At 71.0% G+C, this 20281-nt stretch carries 16 protein-coding genes; 1 reads left to right on the plus strand and 15 read right to left on the minus strand.

The window, feature by feature from the left end; translation table 11 throughout:
- Positions 1-84: 84 nt before the first annotated feature.
- The 12 genes from OHT77_RS29135 to OHT77_RS29190 form a co-directional block, all read right to left on the minus strand.
- On the minus strand, positions 85-1428 hold the full coding sequence (locus OHT77_RS29135; RefSeq protein WP_328831385.1) for a PP2C family serine/threonine-protein phosphatase: 1344 nt from the start codon (positions 1426-1428) through the stop codon (positions 85-87).
- Positions 1429-3969: a serine/threonine-protein kinase gene (locus tag OHT77_RS29140; protein WP_328831386.1), complete on the minus strand. Its 2541-nt coding sequence runs from the start codon at positions 3967-3969 to the stop codon at positions 1429-1431.
- Positions 3970-3995: 26 nt separating this feature from the next.
- On the minus strand, positions 3996-5327 hold the full coding sequence (locus OHT77_RS29145) for a hypothetical protein (RefSeq protein WP_328831387.1): 1332 nt from the start codon (positions 5325-5327) through the stop codon (positions 3996-3998).
- Between the two features lie 65 nt (positions 5328-5392).
- The gene (locus OHT77_RS29150) at positions 5393-6454 is read right to left on the minus strand and encodes a glutamate ABC transporter substrate-binding protein (protein WP_328831388.1); all 1062 of its coding nucleotides are present in this window, start codon (positions 6452-6454) and stop codon (positions 5393-5395) included.
- Positions 6455-6468: 14 nt separating this feature from the next.
- A complete protein-coding gene (locus tag OHT77_RS29155; protein ID WP_328831389.1) occupies positions 6469-7914 on the minus strand; it encodes a hypothetical protein in 1446 nt (481 codons plus the stop codon).
- Positions 7915-8099: 185 nt separating this feature from the next.
- Positions 8100-9071, minus strand: a complete 972-nt coding sequence (locus OHT77_RS29160; protein ID WP_328831391.1) for an N-acetylglucosamine kinase — start codon at positions 9069-9071, stop codon at positions 8100-8102.
- The gene (locus OHT77_RS29165; RefSeq protein WP_328831392.1) at positions 9062-10327 is read right to left on the minus strand and encodes a 6-phospho-beta-glucosidase; all 1266 of its coding nucleotides are present in this window, start codon (positions 10325-10327) and stop codon (positions 9062-9064) included. The genes OHT77_RS29160 and OHT77_RS29165 overlap by 10 nt, the downstream gene beginning before the upstream one ends.
- Before the next feature lie 6 nt (positions 10328-10333).
- Positions 10334-11227 carry a carbohydrate ABC transporter permease gene (locus OHT77_RS29170; protein ID WP_266768748.1) on the minus strand — a complete coding sequence of 298 codons (894 nt, stop codon included), beginning with the start codon at positions 11225-11227 and terminating at the stop codon, positions 10334-10336.
- Positions 11228-11229: 2 nt separating this feature from the next.
- The gene (locus OHT77_RS29175; RefSeq protein WP_266768747.1) at positions 11230-12198 is read right to left on the minus strand and encodes a carbohydrate ABC transporter permease; all 969 of its coding nucleotides are present in this window, start codon (positions 12196-12198) and stop codon (positions 11230-11232) included.
- A gap of 7 nt (positions 12199-12205) precedes the next feature.
- Positions 12206-13543 carry an ABC transporter substrate-binding protein gene (locus tag OHT77_RS29180; RefSeq protein ID WP_328831393.1) on the minus strand — a complete coding sequence of 446 codons (1338 nt, stop codon included), beginning with the start codon at positions 13541-13543 and terminating at the stop codon, positions 12206-12208.
- Positions 13544-13846: 303 nt separating this feature from the next.
- Entirely contained in the window at positions 13847-15073 is a 1227-nt protein-coding gene (locus OHT77_RS29185) for an ROK family transcriptional regulator (protein WP_328831394.1), read from the minus strand.
- 557 nt (positions 15074-15630) lie between these two features.
- Positions 15631-16731: a mechanosensitive ion channel family protein gene (locus OHT77_RS29190; protein WP_328831395.1), complete on the minus strand. Its 1101-nt coding sequence runs from the start codon at positions 16729-16731 to the stop codon at positions 15631-15633.
- Between the two features lie 324 nt (positions 16732-17055).
- On the opposite strand from OHT77_RS29190, the gene OHT77_RS29195 reads away from it, so the two are divergent.
- Positions 17056-17592, plus strand: coding sequence for an HNH endonuclease (locus OHT77_RS29195; RefSeq protein WP_020116449.1), 537 nt, complete (start codon positions 17056-17058; stop codon positions 17590-17592).
- An 81-nt stretch (positions 17593-17673) separates the two neighbouring features.
- On the opposite strand, the gene OHT77_RS29200 is transcribed toward OHT77_RS29195, so the two are convergent.
- From OHT77_RS29200 to OHT77_RS29210, 3 genes are read right to left on the minus strand one after another with little or no spacing between them, the layout of a single operon-like run.
- On the minus strand, positions 17674-19020 hold the full coding sequence (locus OHT77_RS29200; RefSeq protein ID WP_328831396.1) for an ABC transporter permease: 1347 nt from the start codon (positions 19018-19020) through the stop codon (positions 17674-17676).
- Complete coding sequence (locus OHT77_RS29205; RefSeq protein ID WP_328831397.1) at positions 19017-19712, minus strand: ABC transporter ATP-binding protein; 696 nt, start codon at positions 19710-19712, stop codon at positions 19017-19019. Before OHT77_RS29205 ends, OHT77_RS29200 begins: the two co-directional genes overlap by 4 nt.
- Positions 19709-20242, minus strand: coding sequence for a PadR family transcriptional regulator (locus OHT77_RS29210; protein WP_266768740.1), 534 nt, complete (start codon positions 20240-20242; stop codon positions 19709-19711). Before OHT77_RS29210 ends, OHT77_RS29205 begins: the two co-directional genes overlap by 4 nt.
- Positions 20243-20281 lie beyond the last annotated feature (39 nt).

Here is a 20281-nt window from a genome sequence, read left to right on the forward strand (position 1 = left end):
CCCTCAAGTGCCCCACCTGGACGGGGCGATGACTATGTGCGGACCGGTCCCCTCCGGTCCGCGACCGTCCCTGTTTGTACGGCCTCAGCCGGATACTGCCCCTTGTGGCGGGGCCGGGAACGGCACGACGGCCACTGTTACGTTGTCGTGGCCCCCGCCGTCCAGCGCGTGACCGACCAGCACCTGGGCGCTGTGCAGCGGACGGACCGCCGCGTCGGCGGGGACGATCTCGGCCATCTCCTCGGCGGACTCCGCGTAGTTCCACAGCCCGTCCGTGCAGACCACCACCACACCGGGGCGGTCCGGCTTGAACGAGGCGGTGTGCGGCTCCAGTTCGTACGCGTCCGCGCCGAGCCAGCCGGTGATCGCGTGGGCACGCTCGTCGGCGTAGGCCTCCGCCTCGCTCATCAGGCCCGCGGCGACCATCTGGGCCGCCCACGAGTCGTCCTCGGTGAGCCGGGCCGGCGGTGAACTGCGGTCCACCGGGATCCAGTAGGCCCGGCTGTCGCCGACCCAGCCGACGACCAGCAGGGTCGGGGTGACGACGGAGCCGACCAGGGTGCAGGCCGGCGCGTTCTGGTGCGGGGCGTGCTCGCGGGCCGTCGCGGGCTCCTCCGCAAGGGAGTTGACCGCGTGCGAGGCCGCGATGATCGCCTCGTGCATCGCCGCCTGCGGATGCGTCCCCTGCGGCAGCGCGGCCAGCAAGGACTCACCGGCCTTCTGCGAAGCGGCCAGCGAGGCCGCGTCGGGCCGCGTCGCCGACGACACCCCGTCGCACACCACGGCGACGAGCGCGGGCGCCCCGTCCGGCAGCACACACTGCCCTACGGCGAAGGCGTCCTCGTTGCGGTGGTGGCGCAGGCCGCGGTCGCTGACCGCCGCGAGCGGGCCCAACTCCTGTTCCATGTGGTCGCGTTCGCGGGGCTGGGCGTGCCCGCAGTTCTCGCAGTAGCCGTCCGGGTCCACCCGGCCCGAGCGGCAGGCGACGCACACCTTGACGCCCTCGCCCGCGGTCGGCGGCTCGGCCGCGACCCGCGGGTCCGGCGCCTGCAGGGGGTACTCGTCGGGCTCCGGCGGCCGGTCGAACCGTACGCCCGTCGCCGCCGCGACCGGTGAACCGGCGGGCGGCAGCGGGGCGTTGGACGGCAGCGGGGTGCCGCCGGAGTCGGTGCCGGGCAGGTCCGTCGGAAGGAGGACCGCCGGCGGGGTCTCGGAGTTCTCCGGCTGCGGCACCACAGGCCAGTCCACGTCCACCGCCTCCTCGGGCGCGGGCGGCACCGCGCCGTTCATGGTGAGCGTCGGGTGGTCGTCCGGTGGCGCGGGCACGGCGGACAGGTCGTACCCGCAGGCGCCGCAGAAGCGGTCACCCGACTCCAGCGGCTCTTCGCAGCTCGGGCAGGCGGAGAGCTGGGGCATCTGCGACATCAACTACACCCACGTCCGGGGGCGGTAACGGTTGGCACGTTCCACCAGGTCGATCCTCTCCTCGCCGTCCCGTGCCAGCCGGGCCAGCGTGCGGTACGAACGCTCCAGGCCGAAGCGGAGTCCCCGCTCGTCCAGTTCGCTGCCGAGCAGCTCCCGCCGCGTGAGCGGCACGGAACCCCGGCCTCCGGAGAGTATCCAGTCCAGCGCGCAGCCGAGGACCTCGGCCGACAACCGCTCGCGCCTGACCGCGTCCAGACCGTATCCCTCCAGCGCTTCCACCTGTCCGGCGGCAGCGGTCAGATCGTCCAGGAACGGCGTGTCGTCGGGCGCCGCGACCCGCTGCCGAAGCCGCGCCCGTACGGCGGCCACGCGCGCGGCCGTGTAGTGGATCGATGCCTCGGGCACCGATTCCAGCGTCCGTACGGCACCCTGCCGGTCGCCGGTCGCGAGCTGGACCCGGGCCAGCCCGAAGGCCGCGCTCACATAGCTCGGGTCGGTCGACCACACCAGGCGGTAGTACTCCGCCGCGTTGTCCAGCTGCTCCAGCACCTCGGCGCACAGGCCGAGCGCCAGCTTCGGCGCGGGCTCGCCAGGGAAGGCGTCGTAGATCGCGTCGAACGACAGGGCGGCCGCTTCGTAGTCGCGGGTCGCCAGCGCGGCCACGCCGGTGTACCAGACCACCCGCCAGTCGTCGGGCCGCTCGTCCTCCAGCTTCGCCAGGGCGTCCAGCGCGGTGTACGAGTCGCTGTTCTCCAGCCAGGCGCGGATCTGCCGCAGCCGGGTCTCCACGGACGGCGAGGGAGCGGAGGCGAGCGCGCCGAGGAGTTCGGTCGCCGCGGTCGTCATCAGGCCCGCGAGGAAGCCCGCGTTCGGGTCGCTCGGGTCGACGTGCGGCACCGGCAGCGCGAGCGCCACGGCGGGGGAGTCGACCTCCTTGACCAGGCGCGGCGCGCTGCCGTTGAGACCGGTCAACGCCGGCGCGCTGTGCGGCCGTTCGGCAAGTGCCGTGCTGGGGCGGCCACTTGGGGCGCGCTTCGGCGGGCGGGCCGCTCTCGCCCCCAGCGTCGACACGTCGCCGACCAGTACCGGCACCAACTCCGTGTCCGTGACCTTCAGTTCGGGCCCGAACAGGGTGGACAGGGACGGGCGGGCCCGGCCGGTCTGCAGCGAGACGACCTCGCGCAGCACGCCCGTCAGCTGCTCGGCCATCTCCTGCGCCGAGGCGAAGCGCCGGGCCGGGTCGGGGTCGGTGGCGCGGACCAGGAGCCGGTAGAACGACTCGTAGCGGCGGAAGACCTCGATGTTGTCCGGGTCGGGCAGGGAGTCCACGAAGACGTTCGTGTAGCCCTGGAAGTCGAAGGTCATCACCGCGAGCGTGCGGGCCACCGTGTACAGGTCGCTCGCCACCGACGGGCCGACCTCCGCGACCTCCGGCGCCTGGTAGCCGACCGTGCCGTAGATGGCCGACTCGTCGTCGTCCATCCTGCGCACCGCGCCCATGTCGATCAGCTTGAGCTGGTCCTCGGTCTGGATCGCGTTGTCGACCTTGAAGTCGCAGTACAGCAGGTTCCGGCTGTGCAGGTGGCCGAGCGCCTCCAGGGCCTCGATGCCGTACGCGCAGGCCTGCTCCACCGGCAGCGGATCGCGCTTCCCGCCTTCCGTACGGCGGTCGTTGGCGATCTCCTTGAGGGACTTGCCGCCGACGTACTCCATGACGATGTAGCCGTCGAGCGAGCCCGTCCGCTGGTCCAGGTGCTCCACGAAGTTGTAGATCCGCACGATGTTGGCGTGCTCGATCTCGGCGAGGAAGCGCCGCTCGGAGATCGCGGCCTCCATCGCGTCCTGGTCGCCGGTGTCGAGGAGGCCCTTGAGGACCACCCAGCGGTCGGAGACCGCGCGGTCCACGGCGAGATAGACCCAGCCGAGACCGCCGTGCGCGAGACAGCCCACGACCTCGTACTGGCCGTGCACGATGTCGCCGGTCTCCAGCTTGGGCGTGAACGAGTACGGGTTGCCGCACTTGGTGCAGAAGCCCTCCGTGCGCCCCGGGCTCTCGCCGCGTGCCCGGCCCACCGGAGCACCGCAGTCCGAGCGCGAGCAGAACCGCTTCCGCTCGGGCACCTCCGGGTTCTCCAGCACCATCTCGCGCGGGTCCGGCCGCGGCACCCCCGGCACCTGCACCAGACCGACGCCGAGCCGGCCGCGGCTGGAGGTCCCGGACGACGAGCCGGAGCTGCGCACCGACACCGAACGGCCGGTGGAGCGGCCCGACTCGGAGCGCGAGAGCCGCCCCGACACCGAGCGCCGCGACTTCGACGACTGCGACGACGTACGCGAACTCCGGCTGCTGGTACGGGAACTGCCGCTCCCCGAACCGCGCGAGCCCTTGCCGCTGGCCATCCCCGTGGGCGGTGAACTGATCGCCCCGGTCGCCGACACCACCGGCGCCAGACCGCACGTGTCGCAGTACAGCTCGCCGCCGCCGACGTCCTCGTACGAGCCCTCGCAGCCCGGCCGTTGACACGTCCGCTGTGTCCCGCTCATGACCGACCCCGCTTCTTTCTCGTCACTCACGCGCCCGGCCCCCTCTGGTCCTCGGGACCGCCCTGCGGGCGCGCCCGCGGAGCGCTGAACTGCTCGGCCGCCGCGTGCTGGTAGCGCAGCACCGCCTGCTCGGCGACACGCAGGTCGCAGGGGGCGCTCCACAGCATGCGGCGGGCCGCGTCGTACCGCTCGACCAGCAGCGGGTCCTCCGCGAGGCCGTGCCGGGCCACCTTCGCCTTGTACGCGTCGAGACGGCCGCGCAGCTCCGCGCGGACCGCCAGCGGCTGGGTGACCGCCGTCAACGACTCGCGGGCGCGCAGCAGTTCGTCCTCCGCCTTCTGCTCCAGGGACTCCAGGAGCGGCGACAGACGGTGCCACTGAGCGTGTCTGCGATACTCGGCGGCCGTCGACAGCTGCTCCTGGAGCACCGTCGGCGGGCCGCTGACGACCGGCACCTCCGTGGCCGCGATCTTCGCGAGGACCTCACCGCGCGCGGTGCGTGCCTCGGCGAGCGTGCGGTCCGCGCGCGAGAGGACGTCCCGCAGTTTCACCAGCCGTGCCTCCGCGTCCTGCCGGACGGTCAGCACCGCGTCGATCTCGCGCCGCACGTCCTCCAGGGCGCGCGCCTCCCGGTCGTAGACCGTGGTGTCCGGACGGCCGCCGCCGGGGGCCGAACTCCCTTGCGCCCGCACCCAGAAGGCCAGCGGGTCGGAGACGACGCGCTCGCGCAGGTCGGTCAGGACGCGGGTGATGCGCTCCAGGTCGTCGCCCGCGGGGTGTTCGCCCGGGCGGACGCCGACGGAGTGGGCGAGCTGGCGGGTGCGCTGCAACTCCGCGGCCAGTAAATCGATCCGGGCGGGCAGCGCCGACCACACCGCGTCCGAGGTGACGACCATGTCCAGCGAGTTCGCGTACAGGTCGTTCATCTCGTCGACGAGGGCGCTCAGCGAGAACTGGTGGCTCAGCTTGCTCGAACCACCGGTCAGCGTCGGCAGGTTGGCGGTCGCCGCGGTGGCACCGGCGACCGTGACGGACTCGCCGCGCAGCAGCTCGGTCAGCTCGACCAGGTCCTCACGGCTGGACCAGCGGCGCCGGGCCCGGATGCTCTGGGCGGCGTGGAACGCGTCCGTGTAGGCGTCGAAGTACGCCCACAGCAGCGTGATCGACGCGTCCGTGGCCGCCCACCGCTCCTTGGTCGTGCCCGTCAGCTCGGCGCCCTCGAGGAGTCTGCGGCCCGCGTGGTCCTGGAGGGCGAGGAGCGAGGTCTCGATGGCCTCGTGCTCCGCGCCGAGCCGCGCCAGCGCACGGTCCACCTCGTCCCGGTCCATTACCGGCCCGGGGGGTCCCGTGACGCCCATCGATCACCTCTCGCTGCGTTGTGTTCCGTCGAAGTCCGTGTCGCCGTGCCGTAGTTGATGACCCGTCACGTGTAGTGCGGGGTCGGCGGATCGGCCGACTCCGAATCCTTGCCCAGCGTCGGCAGCAGCCATTTCGTGTACGACGCCCGCCAGCCGTCGGGGCTGGTGCGGTAGGTCTCCAGTATTCGGTTGACCCGGCGTACCAGATCGGTGGCGTCCTTGTTCATCGCCACGCCGTAGTACTCATTGGTGAAGGTGGTGCCCTTCAGCTCCACCGTCGGGTCCTGCGCGGCCTGGCTCGCGGCGAGCGCTCCGTCGGTCACCACCGCGTCCGCCTGGCCGAGTTGGAGCTCCACCAGGCAGTCCAGCTGGTTGGCGACCGGGGGCAGGATCTTCACGCTGGAGGGCAGCTTGCCGCTCGCCTTGTCGTCGGTCAGCCGGTCGTTCGCCGTGGAACCCGACGCCGAGCAGACCCGCTTGCCGGCCAGGGACCCGTCGTAGCCGGTGATCGTCGACGCCTTCGGGGCGAGAACCTGCTGGCCGGTGAGGAAGTACGGCGCGGAGAAGGCGACTTGGCCGGCCCGGTCGCAGGTGATCGTCATCGTGCGGACCACCATGTCGACCTGCTTGTCCTGGACCGCCGGGATGCGCTGGTTGGTCGGTATGGCCAGGAACTGGACGCTGTTGGCGGTGTACGAGCTGCCGAAGATGTTCTTCGCGATGGCGGTGACCAGGTCGATGTCGAAGCCCTCCAGGTCACCGGAGGAGCTGTTGGGGTTGCGATAGCCCCAGCGGTAGCTGTTCTGGTCGATGCCCACCTTCAGCACACCGCGTGACTTGATGGCGTCGATCGTGGTGCCGTCGGCGTCCGAGGGCGACGGGCTCTGGTTCTGCACCGTGCTCTCGTCGCACTCGGGGGCCCGGGCCTGGGTGCCCTGGACCGTCCGCTGGCCGCCGAGGTCCGCACCCGCCTCGCCGCGCGACTGGGTCAGCGGCAGCAGCAGCACGAACGCGACCGCGAGGACGCACACGAGCGCCATCGCGCCCACCCCGCCCCAGCCGCGCAGGCTGGCCCGCAGTCGGCGCACACCGCTCAGCCGGCGAAAAAAGTCACCGCGTGCTCGCATCCTCACGCCCCCTTTCACCGGTACTCCGACAGCCTGCGCCCGATGCCCAGGACCGCGCCGGCCGCGCCGAGCGCCGCGAGCACCGCGGCCCCGACGGTGAGGCCGGTCATCGCGTCCAGGCCGTCGCCCGCGGACTTCCTGAACTCGCTCGTCTCGTGCTGCAGTGCCGTGTTCAGCGAGGCGTCCACGGCCTTGAAGCACTCGCCGGTCGCCCCGTTCTTGCCGATGACACCGTCACGGGCCTGCTGGTAGAGGCCCTTCTCGTTGTCGTCGCTGACCTTCGCGTGGCGGGAGATCCACACCTTCATCGAGCTGTTGGCGACCGCGACCGGCTTGCGGCCCGCGGAGTCGTCGGCGAGGGAGTCGGCCAGCTTCAGGCCCTTGCCGAGCTTGGCTATCTCCTGGTCGTATCCCCAGTCGTAGGCGTCCACGACCGTCTTGTCCGGCAGTGTCTTCGTCTCCGCGCCCCGGCTGACCAGCGTGAGGTTCTCGTCGCTGCGTGCCTTCAGGGAGGCGATCCGGGCGTCGTGCAGCACGTTCAGCGACTGCACGCCGTGGTCGTACGAGGCGTTCAGGCCCGCGCGGGCGACGGTGTGGCCGACGACCAGCCACAGCAGGGCGACGGCGGTGGCGGCGGAGGCGGCGACCAGGCCGTGGTTCAACACCCGGTTCGTCCGCTGGTAGTTGCGCCGCTGGGCCCACGCCAGGCCGGCGAGCGCGAGGAGCCCGAGGGCGATCGCGAACCACGGGTACGGCGTCGCGTCCCCGTAGTCGTCGCTCAGCCGCTGGTTCTCCGTCGTGTACAGGTCCTCGGCCTTGGGCAGCATCTTGTTCTGCATGGTGTCGTTGGCGGCCCGCAGATAGGCGCCGCCCACCGGGAAGCCCTGCCGGTTGTTGGCGCGGGCCGACTCGACCAACCCCTTGTACTCCGGCAGGAGTTCGTTGAGCTGTCGGATGGTCGTCGCCGACGACGAGCCCGGGTCGGTGTTCGCCGCGGCCGTCACGAGCTTCGCCGCGGCCGTCCTGATGTCCGCCTCGTACTGGTCGCGGGTCGCCTGTGTCTCCTGGAGGCCCGCCAGATAACCGCTCGCTGCCATCGTGTTGGCGTCGGCCAGCGAGCGGTAGATGTCCGCCGCGTCCGAGCTGAGCGGCTGGCTGTGGTGGAGGACGTCGTCGGCCGCCGTCGCGCGGCTGTCGGTCTGCCAGGCGGTGACCGCGCCGAACGCGACCACCAGCACGGCCAGCAGCGCGCCGATCGCGCGCAGCCGGCCCGGCTCGGTGGTGGCCGCGGCGCGCAGCCGGTCGACGCCCTCGGCGAGTGCCGTACGGCGCGCGGGCGCCGCGTCAGGCGTACGCCGGGGCGCGGGCGCCCCGGACCTGGCCGGCTGCGGCGGCAGCACCGGCATTGTGGGCACGGCGGAGCCCGGTGGCGCCGTACTGCTCTTCGGCGGTTGTGTCACTGCTGACCTCCCCCAGGGTCATCCCGTCGCCGCAAGTATCGCCGCCAGGACTGACATTCCGCACCGGCCTTCACTGGATCTTGATCGGATCGCAGCGCGGCCACCGGATTTCCGGCACCACACAACGCCCCGCACCGCCCCCCTGTCCATGAATACGCCGTGGGAATCTGTTCGGTTCCCGGGTGTCAGTGCTCGTAGGAGGCCCTGGCCCGCGCGTGTGCCTCGGCCGGGGCGCCCACATGGTCCAGACCGAGCAGGACGGATCCGAGGACCGGCCGCGCGGTGACGACCGTCGCCACCGCCTTGGGTGCCTTGGCGGCCAGCAACTCTCGTATACGGTCGTCCAGTTGGGGATGCCGGGCGGCGAGGACGCTGCCGCCGAGCAGCACCGGCGCCTCCTCGTCGAGCAGGTCCAGGCGGGTCAGCGCGACCGTCGCCATGGCCACGACCTCCTCCGCCATCCGGTCCACGATCGAACGGGCGACCGGGTCGCCGTCCGCCGCCGTCGCGAACAGCACCGGCGTCAGCTCGTGCCGCCGGTGGTGCTCGACGTGTTCGAGATGCAGCGCCTCGATGAGGCCGTACATCGAGTCCAGGCCGAAGTACGCGGGCAGCGTGCGCGCCAGCGCCGTGGGACCGCCGCGGCCGTCCTCGGCGCGGGCCGCGTGCCACAGGGCCTCCTCGGCCAGGCCCCAACCGCCGCCCCAGTCACCGGAGATGCGGCCGATCGCCGGGAAGCGGGCGGTGCGGCCGTCGGGGCGCATGCCGACGCAGTTGATGCCGGCCCCGCACACCACGGCGACACCGCGCGGCTCGGGTATGCCCGCCCGCAGGATCGCGAACGTGTCGTTGCGCACCTCGATGCTGCCGCCCCACCCGCGCGCGTGCAGCGCGGCGGCCAACTGCTCCTCCTCCACCGGGAAGTCGGCGTTGGCGAGACAGGCCGACACATGCTCCACGGCGCTCACCCCGGCCTCCGCGAAGGCGCGGGCGACGGCTTCGGCGACGGTGTCGACGGCCGTCCCGATGCCCACGACCGGGGGCCGGAACCCGCCGCCGCGGGCGGTGGCGAGGACGGTCCCGTCGGCCGCCACGACCGCGACGTCGGTCTTGCTGTTGCCCGCGTCGACGGCGAGGACACTTGCGGTCAGGCCCACGCGAGGTGCTCCCGGTTGTGCGCGATCAGCTGGTCGGTCAGGGCTTCGGCGTACTCGTACTGGCCGATCAGGGGATGCGAGAGCAGCGCCCGGAACACCCGGTCCCGGCCGCCGCGCAGCGCGGCCTCCAGAGCGAGGTCCTCGTACGCCGTCACGTTGGCCATCAGCCCCGCGTACAGCGGGTCGACGTCCGCCACGGCAAGGGGAGTCGCCCCCTTCGCGCCGACGGCCGCCTGCACCTCGATCACCGCGTCGTCCGGCAGGAACGGCAGCGTCCCCTTGTTGTACGTGTTCACCACCTGGTACGGACTCCCGCCCCCGCCGAGCAGCGAGGCGGCGAGGTCGACGGCGGCCTCGGAGTAGTAGGCCCCGCCCCGCTTGGCGAGCAGCGCGGGCTTCTCGTCGAGGGCCGGGTCGGCGTACATCTTCAGCAACTCGCGTTCCATCTCGGCCACTTGGGAGGCCCGCGACGGCTTCGTGTGCAGTTCGCGCACGACCTCGTCGTGCGCGTAGAAGTACCGCAGGTAGTACGACGGGACCACGCCGAGCCGGTCGATGAGGACGCGGGGCAGGCTCAGGTCGGCGGCGATGGCGTCGCCGTGTTCGCCGAGCAGCTTGGGCAGCACGTTCTCGCCCTCGGGACCGCCCAGCCGCACACCGGTCTCCCAGGTGAGGTGGTTGAGGCCCACATGGTCGAGGTGCACATCGGTCGGGGTGACCCCGAGGAGCCCGGCGAACTTCCGCTGGAAACCGATCGCCACGTTGCACAGGCCGACCGCCTTGTGGCCGGCCTGGAGCAGGGCGCGGGTGACGATCCCCACCGGGTTGGTGAAGTCGATGATCCACGCGTCCGGGTTGGTCCTGCGGACCCGCTCCGCGATGTCCAGGACCACCGGTACGGTCCGCAGCGCCTTGGCGAGGCCGCCCGCGCCGGTGGTCTCCTGGCCGACGCAGCCGCACTCCAGCGGCCACGTCTCGTCCTGCTCACGGGCCGCCTGGCCGCCGACGCGGAGCTGGAGCAGCACCGCGTCCGCGCCCTCGACACCGGCGTCCAGGTCGTCCGTCGTGACGATCCGGCCGGGGTGCCCCTGCTTGGCGAAGATACGGCGGGCCAACCCGCCCACCAGCTCCAGGCGTTCGGGCGCCGGGTCGACGAGGACGAGTTCCTCGACGGGCAGGGTGTCCCTCAACCGGGCGAAGCCGTCGATGAGTTCGGGGGTGTAGGTCGATCCTCCGCCGACCACGGTGAGTTTCATACGGGGTTAACCCTTCACTCCGGTGAGCGTGACACCCTCGACGAACGCCTTCTGCGCGAAGAAGAACACGAGGATCACGGGGGCCATGACCAGTACGGTCGCGGCCATGGTGAGATTCCAGTCGGTGTGGTGCGCGCCCTTGAACGACTCCAGGCCGTAACTCAGTGTCCAGGCACCGGGGTTCTCGGACGCGTAGATCTGCGGACCGAAGTAGTCGTTCCAGGCGTAGAAGAACTGGAAGAGCGCCACGGCCGCGATGCCCGGCTTGGCCATCGGCAGCACGACCCGCACCAGGGTCTTGAACTCGCCGCAGCCGTCGACCTTCGCCGCGTCCAGGTACTCGTTCGGGATGGTCATCAGGAACTGCCGCAGCAGGAAGATGGAGAACGCGTCGCCGAACGCCATCGGGATGATCAGCGGCCACAGCGTGCCCGAGAGGTCCAACTGCTTCGCCCAGAACAGGTACATGGGGATGATCACGACCTGCGGCGGCAGCATCATCATCGAGATGACGAGCATCAGCGACAGATTCCGGCCCCGGAAGCGGAACTTGGCGAGCGCGTACGCCACCGGGATCGACGACACGACGGTCAGGACGGTGCCGAGACCGGCGTAGATCAGCGTGTTCTTCCACCAGGTGAGGAAGCCCGGGGTGTCGAAGACCTTCTTGTAGTTGCCCCACTCCCAGGTGTGCGGGATGAGGTCGCGGCTCAGGGCCTGGCTGTCGCTCATCAGCGAGGTCAGGAACACGAACACGAACGGCAGCGTGAAGAAGAGCGCGGCGGCGACACCGAGCGCGTGGACGGCGATCCACTCCATGAACGCCTTGCGGCGGGCGGTGCGCTCGGCGGGGGTCACCGGCGCCCTCAACTCCACCGGCTTGTCGAGTACTTGGGCCATGCTCAGTCACCTGCCAGGTTGAGGCCGCCCCGGCGCCGCATCAGGAACGCGGTGAACACCATCGACAGGGCGAACAGGACGAGTGCCACCACGCAGGCCGAGCCGTAGTCGAAGCGCTGGAAGCCGAGGTTGTAGACGAGCTGGGGAAGGGTGAGCGTGGACTTCTCCGGGTAGCCGGGCTCGAACTGCGTGCCGGCGCCCTGGATGACACCGGACGCGACCTTCCCGGCGATGAGGGGCTGTGTGTAGTACTGCATGGTCTGGATCACGCCGGTGACCACGGCGAACATCACGATCGGCGAGATGTTCGGCAGCGTGACGTACCGGAACCGCTGCCAGGCCGACGCGCCGTCCAACTCCGCTGCCTCGTACTGCTCTTGGGGTACGTCGAGCAGCGCGGCCATGAAGATGACCATCAGGTCGCCGATGCCCCAGAGGGCGAGCAGGGTGAGCGCCGGCTTGGACCAGGTCGGGTCGTTGAACCAGCCCGGGGCCGGGATGCCGACCTTCTCGAGGAGCGAGTTGACGGGCCCGGTACCGGGGTTGAGGAGGAACGCGAACGCCATCGTCGCCGCGACCGGCGGCGCGAGATACGGCAGATAGAACAGCGTCCGGAAGACCCCGGTGGCCGTCTTGATCTTGGTGATCAACAGCCCCACGCCGAGCCCGAACACGACCCGGAGCGAGACCATCACCACGACGAGCCACAGGGTGTTGCGCATCGCGGGCCAGAAGTACGGATAGTTCTTGAAGACGTACGTCCAGTTCTTCGTCCCCACCCACGTCGGCGGCTTGAAGCCGTCGTAGTGCATGAACGAGAAGTAGACCGTCGAGATCAGCGGGTACGCGAAGAAGACCGCGAAGCCGATCAGCCAGGGCGACATGAAGGCGAGGGTGCGAAGCGCCTGCTTCCGCTGTTTCGCGGCGAGGCCGGGCGGGCGGTGCTTCTTCGCCAGGGTGACTGTGCTCATGCTGGGGCTACTTCGCCTGTGCGATGTCGGTGTCGATCTGCTTGGCGGTGCTCTTCAAGGCGGAGTCCAGGTCCTTCACCTTGCCGCTCTCGTAGTCGTAGCCGAGGTTCTGGATCGTCGTCAGATACACACCGCCGTTGATGGAGGCGGGACTTGTCGTCGAGTACTGGTTCGACGCGATGTCCAGGAACGTCTTGAAGCGCGGGTCGTACTTCAGCTTCGGGGACTTGAGGGCGGCGAGCGTCGAGGGCACGTTGTGGATGCCGTTGGAGAAGTTCACCACCGCGTCCGTGTCCGTGGTGATGTACTTGACGAACTCCCAGGCCGCGTTCTGCTTCTTGCTGGTCGCGGCGATACCGGTGATGGTGCCGGTGATGTAGCCCTTGCCGTACTGGGCGACCTGGTCGTCCGGCACGGGCAGCGGGGCAACTCCGATGTCCAGCTTGGGATTTGCCGCCGTGGCCATGCCGAGCCGCCACTCGCCGTCCAGCTGCATCGCGACCTGGCCGGTGTGGAAGGGGTGCTTGTCGCCCCACTCGTCACCGAGCGTCGAGCGGTAGCTCTCCAGCTTCTTGAATCCGCCGAGTTCGTCGACGAGCTTCTTCTGCAGCGTGAAACCGGCCTTGAACGCGGGGTCCGTGGCGAGCGCCGACTTGCCGCTCTTGTCGAAGTACGTCGGCGAGAACTGCGCGAAGATGTGCTCGGTCGTGGTCTCCCAGCCGTGGTAGTCCGGCATGAACCCCAGCTGCGAGTACGTGTTGCCCTTGCTGATCGTGAGCTTCTTCGCGTCGGCCTCGAACTCGGACCACGTCTTGGGCGGGCTGGTGATGCCGGCCTTCGCGAACTCCGTCTTGTTGTAGTAGAGCCCGTACGCGTCGCCCAACAGGGGGGCGGTGCAACGGTTTCCGTCGAACTGGGTGTACTCGTTCATCGCCTTCGGGAACGTCGTCTCCGGGTCGATGCCGTCCTTCTTGAAGAAGGGATTGAGATCGACCAGGGCGCCCGACGAGCAGAACTTGCCGACGTTGTTCGTGGTGAACGACGAGATCACGTCGGGCGACTTGCCGCCACCCGTGCGCAGCGCCTGGTTGATCTTGTCGTCGGTCATGTTGCCGACGACGTTCACGTGGATGTTGGGATGCGCCTTCTCGAACCCGGCGACCATGGCTTTCACGGCGCTCAGCTCGGAGGCCGCGCTCCAGGCGTGCCAGAAGTTGATGGTCACGTCCTTCGAGGCGTCGTCGGACGCACCGGACGAGGACTGTCCCGTACAGGCGGTGGCAAGCAGGGCGAAGGAGGCGGACGCGGCGAGCGCGATGACCGCTTTCCGGGATATTCCGGGCATGACGAGGTCTCCCAAGGACAGGGCGGGGTGTGGTGTGGGTGGTTGAGAGGCGCCGGGTGGGGCCGGGCGGACCGGGGTGGTGCGGTGGTGCGGAGTTAGACCGGACGGGCCGGGTGGAGCTTGGCGGTGCGGGTGGTGCGGGTGGTGCGGGTGGTGCGGGTGGTGCGGGTAGGGCGGAGTCGCTCCGAGGGAGCCGGGCAGGGCGGTCGGTTCGGGGAAGCCGGTGGTCGAGGTCGGTTCAGGGAAGCCGGTGGGTGAAGTCGGTTTGCGGGAGCCGGAGTTGGACGGTCGGGGGGCGTGGGTTCAGCGGGAGGTGTCGAAGACCTCGTCGCGGGTGGTTGCCAGCGCGCTCTCCAACGCGCCGCGCAGCACGGGGTGTTCGTGGACGTCGCCGACGACGAGCCGGGGCCGTGACGCCGCCAGCTCCTCCAACTCGGCCTGGACCAGGGCACGGAGAGGTTCGCCGCCCGCGGCAAGCGAGCCACCGCTGAGGACGACGAGTTCGGGGTCGAGCACGGACACGAGCGAGGCGAGACCGGTCGCGAGGTGGGTCGCGTAGATCTCCAGGAGCTGCCGCTGAGGCCCGGTCGTGTGGTCGGCGGCGGTCGCGACGAGGGCGGCGGCGACCTCGGCGTACGGACCCGTCGGGATCTCGGTGATGCCGAGTTCCCTGGCGAGCCCGGGCAGGGCCTGCGAACCGGCCAGGGCCTGGTAACCACCGCTGTTGGCCTTGGTCACCTGGCGGACCAGGGGCGCGCCCGGCACCGGCAGGAAGCCGACCTCGCCCGCGCCGCCGGTCCAGCCCCGGTGCAGCCGGCCGCCGAGGACCAGGGCGGCACCGAGACCGCCCTCGTTCCACAGCAGCACGAAGTCGCCGTGCCCGCGCGCCGCGCCGAGCCGCTGCTCGGCGATGGCGACGAGGTTCACGTCGTTCTCGTACTCCACCGGCATCGGCAGCGCGGCGGCGAGTTCGTCGAGCAGCGCGGGGGAGTGCCAGCCCGGCAGGTGGGAGGCGTACCGCAGCCGGCCGGTGTTCGGGTCGAAGGCGCCCGGGGTGCCGATGACGAGGCGGTGGACGTCGTCCCGGGCGAGCCCGGCGGCTTTCACCGCACCGTCGAGGGCGTCGGTCACCTGCCGCACGACGGGCTGGGCGGGCCGTCGGCCGGGTGTGGCGAGCTCGAACTCCCCCACCGTCCGGCCGGTGACGTCGGCGACGGCGGCGCGGATGCGCTCCGGCGTGACGTCGAGCCCGGCGGCGTACGCGGCACCCGGATTGACCACGTACAGCTGGGCGTTGGGCCCCGGCCGCCCCTCGCTCGTCCCGGTGGCGAGCACGAGCCCCGCCGCTTCGAGCCGGGCGAGCAGCTGGGACGCGGTCGGCTTGGAGAGGCCGGTGAGCTTGCCGATCCGGGTACGGGACAGCGGGCCGTGCTCCAGGAGAAGGTCCAGGGCGGCGCGGTCGTTCATGGCGCGCAGGACGCGGGGGGTGCCCGGGGTGCCGGTGCCCGGGGTACCGGAGGTTCCTGCCATGTCTACGCCACCTGCCTTTCGAACTCTCGGAACACTCGACTCTCGAACCGCTCAGCCTGTCACGTGATCACTGTTAGGAAAGTTTCCAATTGGGTGGGAGGAACGTAAGCCCGGGGCGAAGGGGGCGTCAATAGACACCGCCCCCGAGGCAACAGACTCGTTACCTGCGGGGGCGGTGAGGTCGGCCCGGGTGGGGTGGGGGGTGGGGAGGTCGCGAGGAATGGGGGGCGAGCCTGTGGAGGCGACCGGATCGCGGCTTCGGCGCGACGGGTAAAGGTGCAGGTGGGGCGAGGCGTACCGGATGTTCGGTGAGCCGGGGGCGGGTGCCGAGGTCTTCTCGCTCATGCGGGAGAGCGGATTGCCTCCGTGTCCAGGACGGGATACGGGGCCGGGAGGACGAGGGGTGCGGAGTCTCGCGCCGGTGTTCATCTCGCGATACAGCTCGCGCCCTGCGATTCCGCCGCCGTTCAATCGAACGGGTGTGCTGAACCGTTCCGCCCGCCCCCGACCCCGCTCATCCGACCCCGCTCACGCGACCCGGCACCCCGATACGCCCCCTACAACTGCCGTCCCGAAGGCCGCTGCGAAGCAATGGGGGATGTGGCCGCCACCTGGGGCGAATCCGCGTTGGAGTAGACAGACGGTGCCGCGACCGACTCCGTGGGGTCTGCCGCGTCCTCCACCGGGTCGGCCGTCGCGCCGCCGACGATGCGGATGTTCGCCTCGTCGAAGGCCCGCTTGACCCGCCACCGCAGTTCTCGTTCGACGCTCACCGACTTGCCCGGCATCGTCCTCGCGGAGAGGCGGACGACCATCGAGTCGATGAGGACGCTGTCCAGGCCCAGGACCTCGATCGGGCCCCACAACAGCTCGTTCCAGGGCTCTTCCTTGCTCATCCGCTCCGTGACCGCGTCCAGCGTGGCCTTGACGCGGTCCAGGTTCTCGGAGGCCTTCACCGTCACGTCCACGCCCGCCGTCGCCCAGCCCTGCGACAGGTTGCCGATGCGCTTGACCTCGCCGTTGCGGACGTACCAGATCTCGCCGTTGGCGCCGCGGAGCTTGGTCACGCGGAGGCCGACCTCTATGACCTCGCCGGAGGCGACGCCCGCGTCGATCTGGTCGCCGACGCCGTACTGGTCCTCGAGGATCATGAAGACGCCGGAGAGAAAGTCCGTGACGAGGTTCCGGGCGCCGAAACCGATCGCCACGCCCGCCACACCGGCGGAGGCCAGCAAAGGCGCCAGGTTGATCTCGAACGTCGCCAGGACCATCAGGGCGGCCGTGCCCAGGATCACGAAGGACGCGACCGAGCGGAGTACCGAGCCGATCGCCTGCGAGCGCTGGCGGCGGCGTTCCGCGTTGACCAGGAGGCCGCCCAGCGCCGTGCCGTCCACCGATTCGACCGTGCGGTTCATCCGGTCTATCAGCTTGGTGATGGCCCGCCGCACCGTCATTCTCAGGACCGCCGCGATGACCACGATCAGCAGCACCCGGAGACCGATCGCCAGCCAGGTGGACCAGTTCTGCTCCACCCAACTGGCCGCGTTGGTCGCGCTCTCCTGGGCGTCCTGGAGCGTGGGCACGGTCACCGCGGTCCCCGAGGGGCTCGGAGAGGGCGACGGCGTGGCGGCGGCCAGTAGGACGGCGGACAAGGACACGGCAGGTACCTCCAGGTGCTGCGTCCGCCCTCCGGCATGGTCCGACAGGGGCAAGGTCACGAATAGGTCACCAAGAGGGCGGGCCCACCACACTATCGGGGCATCGTGTGTGGATCGTTGCCGTGTTCAGGGGAGAGGCTGTGCTCAGCCGGGAATGAACAGGTGGGACCGACCGACACCCGTCCCGGCCCCGCATCACATGTGGTCGAAAACACTCCCAGCCCGTTACCGGGACATGGTGGCGCTTCCACCAGGCATGAGGGGAGACTGACTACAGATCGTCCCGGCGCGAGCCACGTGCCGCAGACGCACAAGGAGGCATCCGTGCCGCATGTCCTGGTCCTCAACGCGTCGTACGAGCCACTCGGCGTCGTACCGCTCCGCCGCGCGCTCGTCCTCGTCCTGGAGAACAAGGCAGTCTCCCTTGAGGAATCCGGCGCCTTTATGCACAGCGCAACCGTCACTGTCCCCGCACCCAGCGTGGTCCGGCTCAAGCGATTCGTACGGGTTCCCTATCGGGGGCCCGTTCCTCTTACCCGCCGGGCGCTCTTCGCGCGTGACGGGGGCCGGTGCATGTACTGCGGTGGCGTCGCAACCAGCGTCGACCATGTCATTCCGCGCAGCCGCGGGGGCAAGCACGTCTGGGACAACGTGGTGGCGTCCTGCCGCCGCTGCAACCACGTGAAGGCCGACCGACACCTCTTCGAGATCGGCTGGCGGCTGCGCCACAAACCCGCCCCACCCACCGGCCTGGCCTGGCGCATCATCGGGACAGGTCACAGGGACCCGCGCTGGCTGCCGTACCTGCAGCCATACGGCGCGGAGGACGCGATGGCCCGGATCGACGGCATCTCCGCCTGACGATCCGGGCTTTTGTGTACCCCGGTACGGCGGTACGGAGTCGTCCGCCCCGGCAGCCCCCCGTGCTGCCGGGGCGGACCGTCATGCGTAGCGCAGCTCGCCCGGCCGCACCGACCGCCGCAGCAGCGGCAGCGACGTGGCGGCCGCCAGCACGCAGGCCGCGTACACGCCGACCGGCACCAGCAGCGCCGCGTACGGCACCGGCACGTCCGTGTACCGGGAGACGGCGGCGCCGTACCAGAAGCTGATCGCCGTACCGCCGAGGCCCGCCACCGCGATCGCCGGGAACAGCGGCAGCGCGGTCTCCAGGAGGAGCGCGCGGGCCAGTACGGCGTGCGGCACCCCGGCCGCCGCCTGCGCGGCCAGACCCCGGCGCCGCACGGCGAGGGACTCGGCGCTGCTCACGGCGAGGGCGGTCAGGGCGAGCGCGAGGGCGACGAGGACCGCGGCGGCCGTGAGGTCGATGCCGGTCGTGTAGTACGCCATGCGCGTGGCCAGGTGTCCCGTGCGGCGCCTCTCGGTCAGGTCCGCGAGCAGGATCTGCCGTACGCCCGCGAAGCCCGACCCGACGACCGTCACCAGCAGCAGTGCCGCGTGCGTGCGGGCGGTCGACCAGGGGTCCTCGCGCAGCCGTTCCGCCGCGATCAGCAGGGCGGGGCGCGAGGTGCCGGCGGCGAAGCCCTCACCCAGTTGGCGGGACGAGGCCCCGGAGAGCCAGATCGCGATCAGGCTGACCAGGACGGCCAGCACGAGGACCGTCACCGGGCCGAGCCCGAAGGACACGGGGCTGCCGAAGACCGGGGTCAGCGCGAGGGCCGCCAGCGTCGCCGCGAGCAGCCGGGTCGCCGTACCGGCCGGCCGGCCCGGTCCGCGCACGGGCCGTACCCGCCGGACCCGTCCGAGCGGATCGGCCACCACCCGGCGCAGCGCCACCGCGCTCACGACCGCCCCCAGCACCGGTACGGCGACCACGACGACCCCGGCCCAGGCGGTCGCGTACGGCAGCAGCGGTACGGCGACCGCCGCCGTCGCCAGCACCGCACCGGCCAGGCACGCGAGCCCCGACTCCAGCGCCGCGATCCGCCGCACCTGCCACGGCCCGGCCCCCGCCAGCCGCAGCGCGGCCAGCCGCCGGTCCCGGTGCACCGCCCCGATCCGGGCGCACTGCCCGAGGAACCCGAGCACGGGGATGAGCAGCAGCCCGAGCGCCAGGCTCACGTTCCGCCGGTCGCCGGGGGAGTCGAACAGCCCCGACCCGAAGGGCACCGAGGAGAACCCGTCCAGCGACAGCAGCGCCACGACGGCCAGTCCGATCCCCGTCGCCAGCGCGGCCCCGAAGGCGGTGAGCCCGACCCGCCACCACTCCCGGCGGTCCGAACCCCGGGTGAGCAGCCAGGCCAGCCGCAGGTCCGTGAGCAGCGCCCTCATGCCGTCACCTCCGCCGCCACGGTCCCGTCGGTCAGCCGCAGCTCGCGGTCCGCGTACGCCGCGACCTGTGCGTCATGGGTGATCAGCAGGACCGCCGCACCGGACTCGCGGGCCGTCGTGACCAGGGCCGTCATCACCTGCTCGCTCGCCAGGGAGTCCAGCGCGCCGGTCGGTTCGTCCGCGAAGACGACCTTCGGAGAGGTCACCAACGCCCGTGCCAGCGCGGTCTGTTGGGCCTGGCCGCCGCTCAGCTCGCCCGGCCGCAGCCCGGCCTGCCCGCGCACCCCGAACCGCTCCAGCCACTCACCGGCCGCCGCCCGGGCGTCCGTGCGGGAGACGCCCGCGAGCAGCAGCGGCAGGGCGACGTTGTCGACGGCCGTCAGCTCGGGTATCAGCTGCCCGAACTGGAAGACCACCCCGAACTCGGTGCGCCGCAGCTCGCTCAGCCGCTTCTCGGGCAGGTCGTCCAGCCGCTGCCCGGCGTACGTCACCGTCCCCGCGTCCGGGCGGACGATCCCGGCCAGGCAGTGCAGCAGGGTGGACTTTCCGCTGCCGCTGGGGCCCGTGACGGCGAGGATCTCACCGGCGTGCAGGTCGGCCGAGGCGCCGGTCAGCGCGCGGGTCCTGCCGTGCGTCCTGGCGAGGTCACGGGCCGCGAGGAGCGGCGCCGCCGTACCCCCGTTGTCGCTCATGCTTGGTCGACCTCCGCGGTCAGAGTGGTCAGCCGGGCCGCCGTGGTCGCCATCCAACGGAGGTCCGCGTCAAGGTGGTTGAGGGCGTAGTCCGCCGAGAGCACGGTCGCGAGGTCGGTGCCCTTGGCGGTCTTGACCGCCGTGAGTTCCCTCATCCGCTCCATGTGCGCGGCGCGTTGGGCCCGCAGATAGGCCTCCGGGTCGCCGTCGGCGAGGATCGAGACGACGACCTTGGCGAAGATCTCGTTCGTCACGAAGGGCGCGGGCGGCGCGATCTCCCCTGCCCAGCGGGCGAGTTCACGCGAGCCGTCCGCCGTCGCGCGGTACGCCGTACGCTCCGGGCCGCCGTCCGAGCCGGTGCCGTCGACCTCCGCGAGGCCGTCCCTGACCAGGCGCTGCAGGGTCGTGTAGACCTGCCCGTACGCCAGCGGGCGGGCCTGCGGGAAACGTTCGTCGTGGCGTCGCTTGAGGTCGTAGCCGTGGCTCGGTCCTCCGGCGAGCAGGCCCAGCAGGATGTGGCGGGTGCTCATGGCGCTCAGTATGCACTGGATACATGTACTGAGTGAATA

Origin of the sequence: Streptomyces sp. NBC_00252 (genome assembly GCF_036187565.1) — a bacterium.
Taxonomy (GTDB): Bacteria; Actinomycetota; Actinomycetes; order Streptomycetales; family Streptomycetaceae; genus Streptomyces.

What these genes read in the sequence shown, in the direction of transcription:
- OHT77_RS29140 (WP_328831386.1), bottom strand. Translation starts at nt 3,969, where the DNA reads ATGAGCGGGACACAGCGGACGTGTCAACGGCCGGGCTGCGAGGGCTCG.
- OHT77_RS29145 (WP_328831387.1), bottom strand. Translation starts at nt 5,327, where the DNA reads ATGGGCGTCACGGGACCCCCCGGGCCGGTAATGGACCGGGACGAGGTG.
- OHT77_RS29150 (WP_328831388.1), bottom strand. Translation starts at nt 6,454, where the DNA reads ATGCGAGCACGCGGTGACTTTTTTCGCCGGCTGAGCGGTGTGCGCCGA.
- OHT77_RS29165 (WP_328831392.1), bottom strand. Translation starts at nt 10,327, where the DNA reads ATGAAACTCACCGTGGTCGGCGGAGGATCGACCTACACCCCCGAACTC.
- OHT77_RS29170 (WP_266768748.1), bottom strand. Translation starts at nt 11,227, where the DNA reads ATGGCCCAAGTACTCGACAAGCCGGTGGAGTTGAGGGCGCCGGTGACC.
- OHT77_RS29175 (WP_266768747.1), bottom strand. Translation starts at nt 12,198, where the DNA reads ATGAGCACAGTCACCCTGGCGAAGAAGCACCGCCCGCCCGGCCTCGCC.
- OHT77_RS29180 (WP_328831393.1), bottom strand. Translation starts at nt 13,543, where the DNA reads ATGCCCGGAATATCCCGGAAAGCGGTCATCGCGCTCGCCGCGTCCGCC.
- OHT77_RS29185 (WP_328831394.1), bottom strand. Translation starts at nt 15,073, where the DNA reads ATGGCAGGAACCTCCGGTACCCCGGGCACCGGCACCCCGGGCACCCCC.
- OHT77_RS29200 (WP_328831396.1), bottom strand. Translation starts at nt 19,020, where the DNA reads ATGAGGGCGCTGCTCACGGACCTGCGGCTGGCCTGGCTGCTCACCCGG.
- OHT77_RS29205 (WP_328831397.1), bottom strand. Translation starts at nt 19,712, where the DNA reads ATGAGCGACAACGGGGGTACGGCGGCGCCGCTCCTCGCGGCCCGTGAC.
- OHT77_RS29210 (WP_266768740.1), bottom strand. Translation starts at nt 20,242, where the DNA reads ATGAGCACCCGCCACATCCTGCTGGGCCTGCTCGCCGGAGGACCGAGC.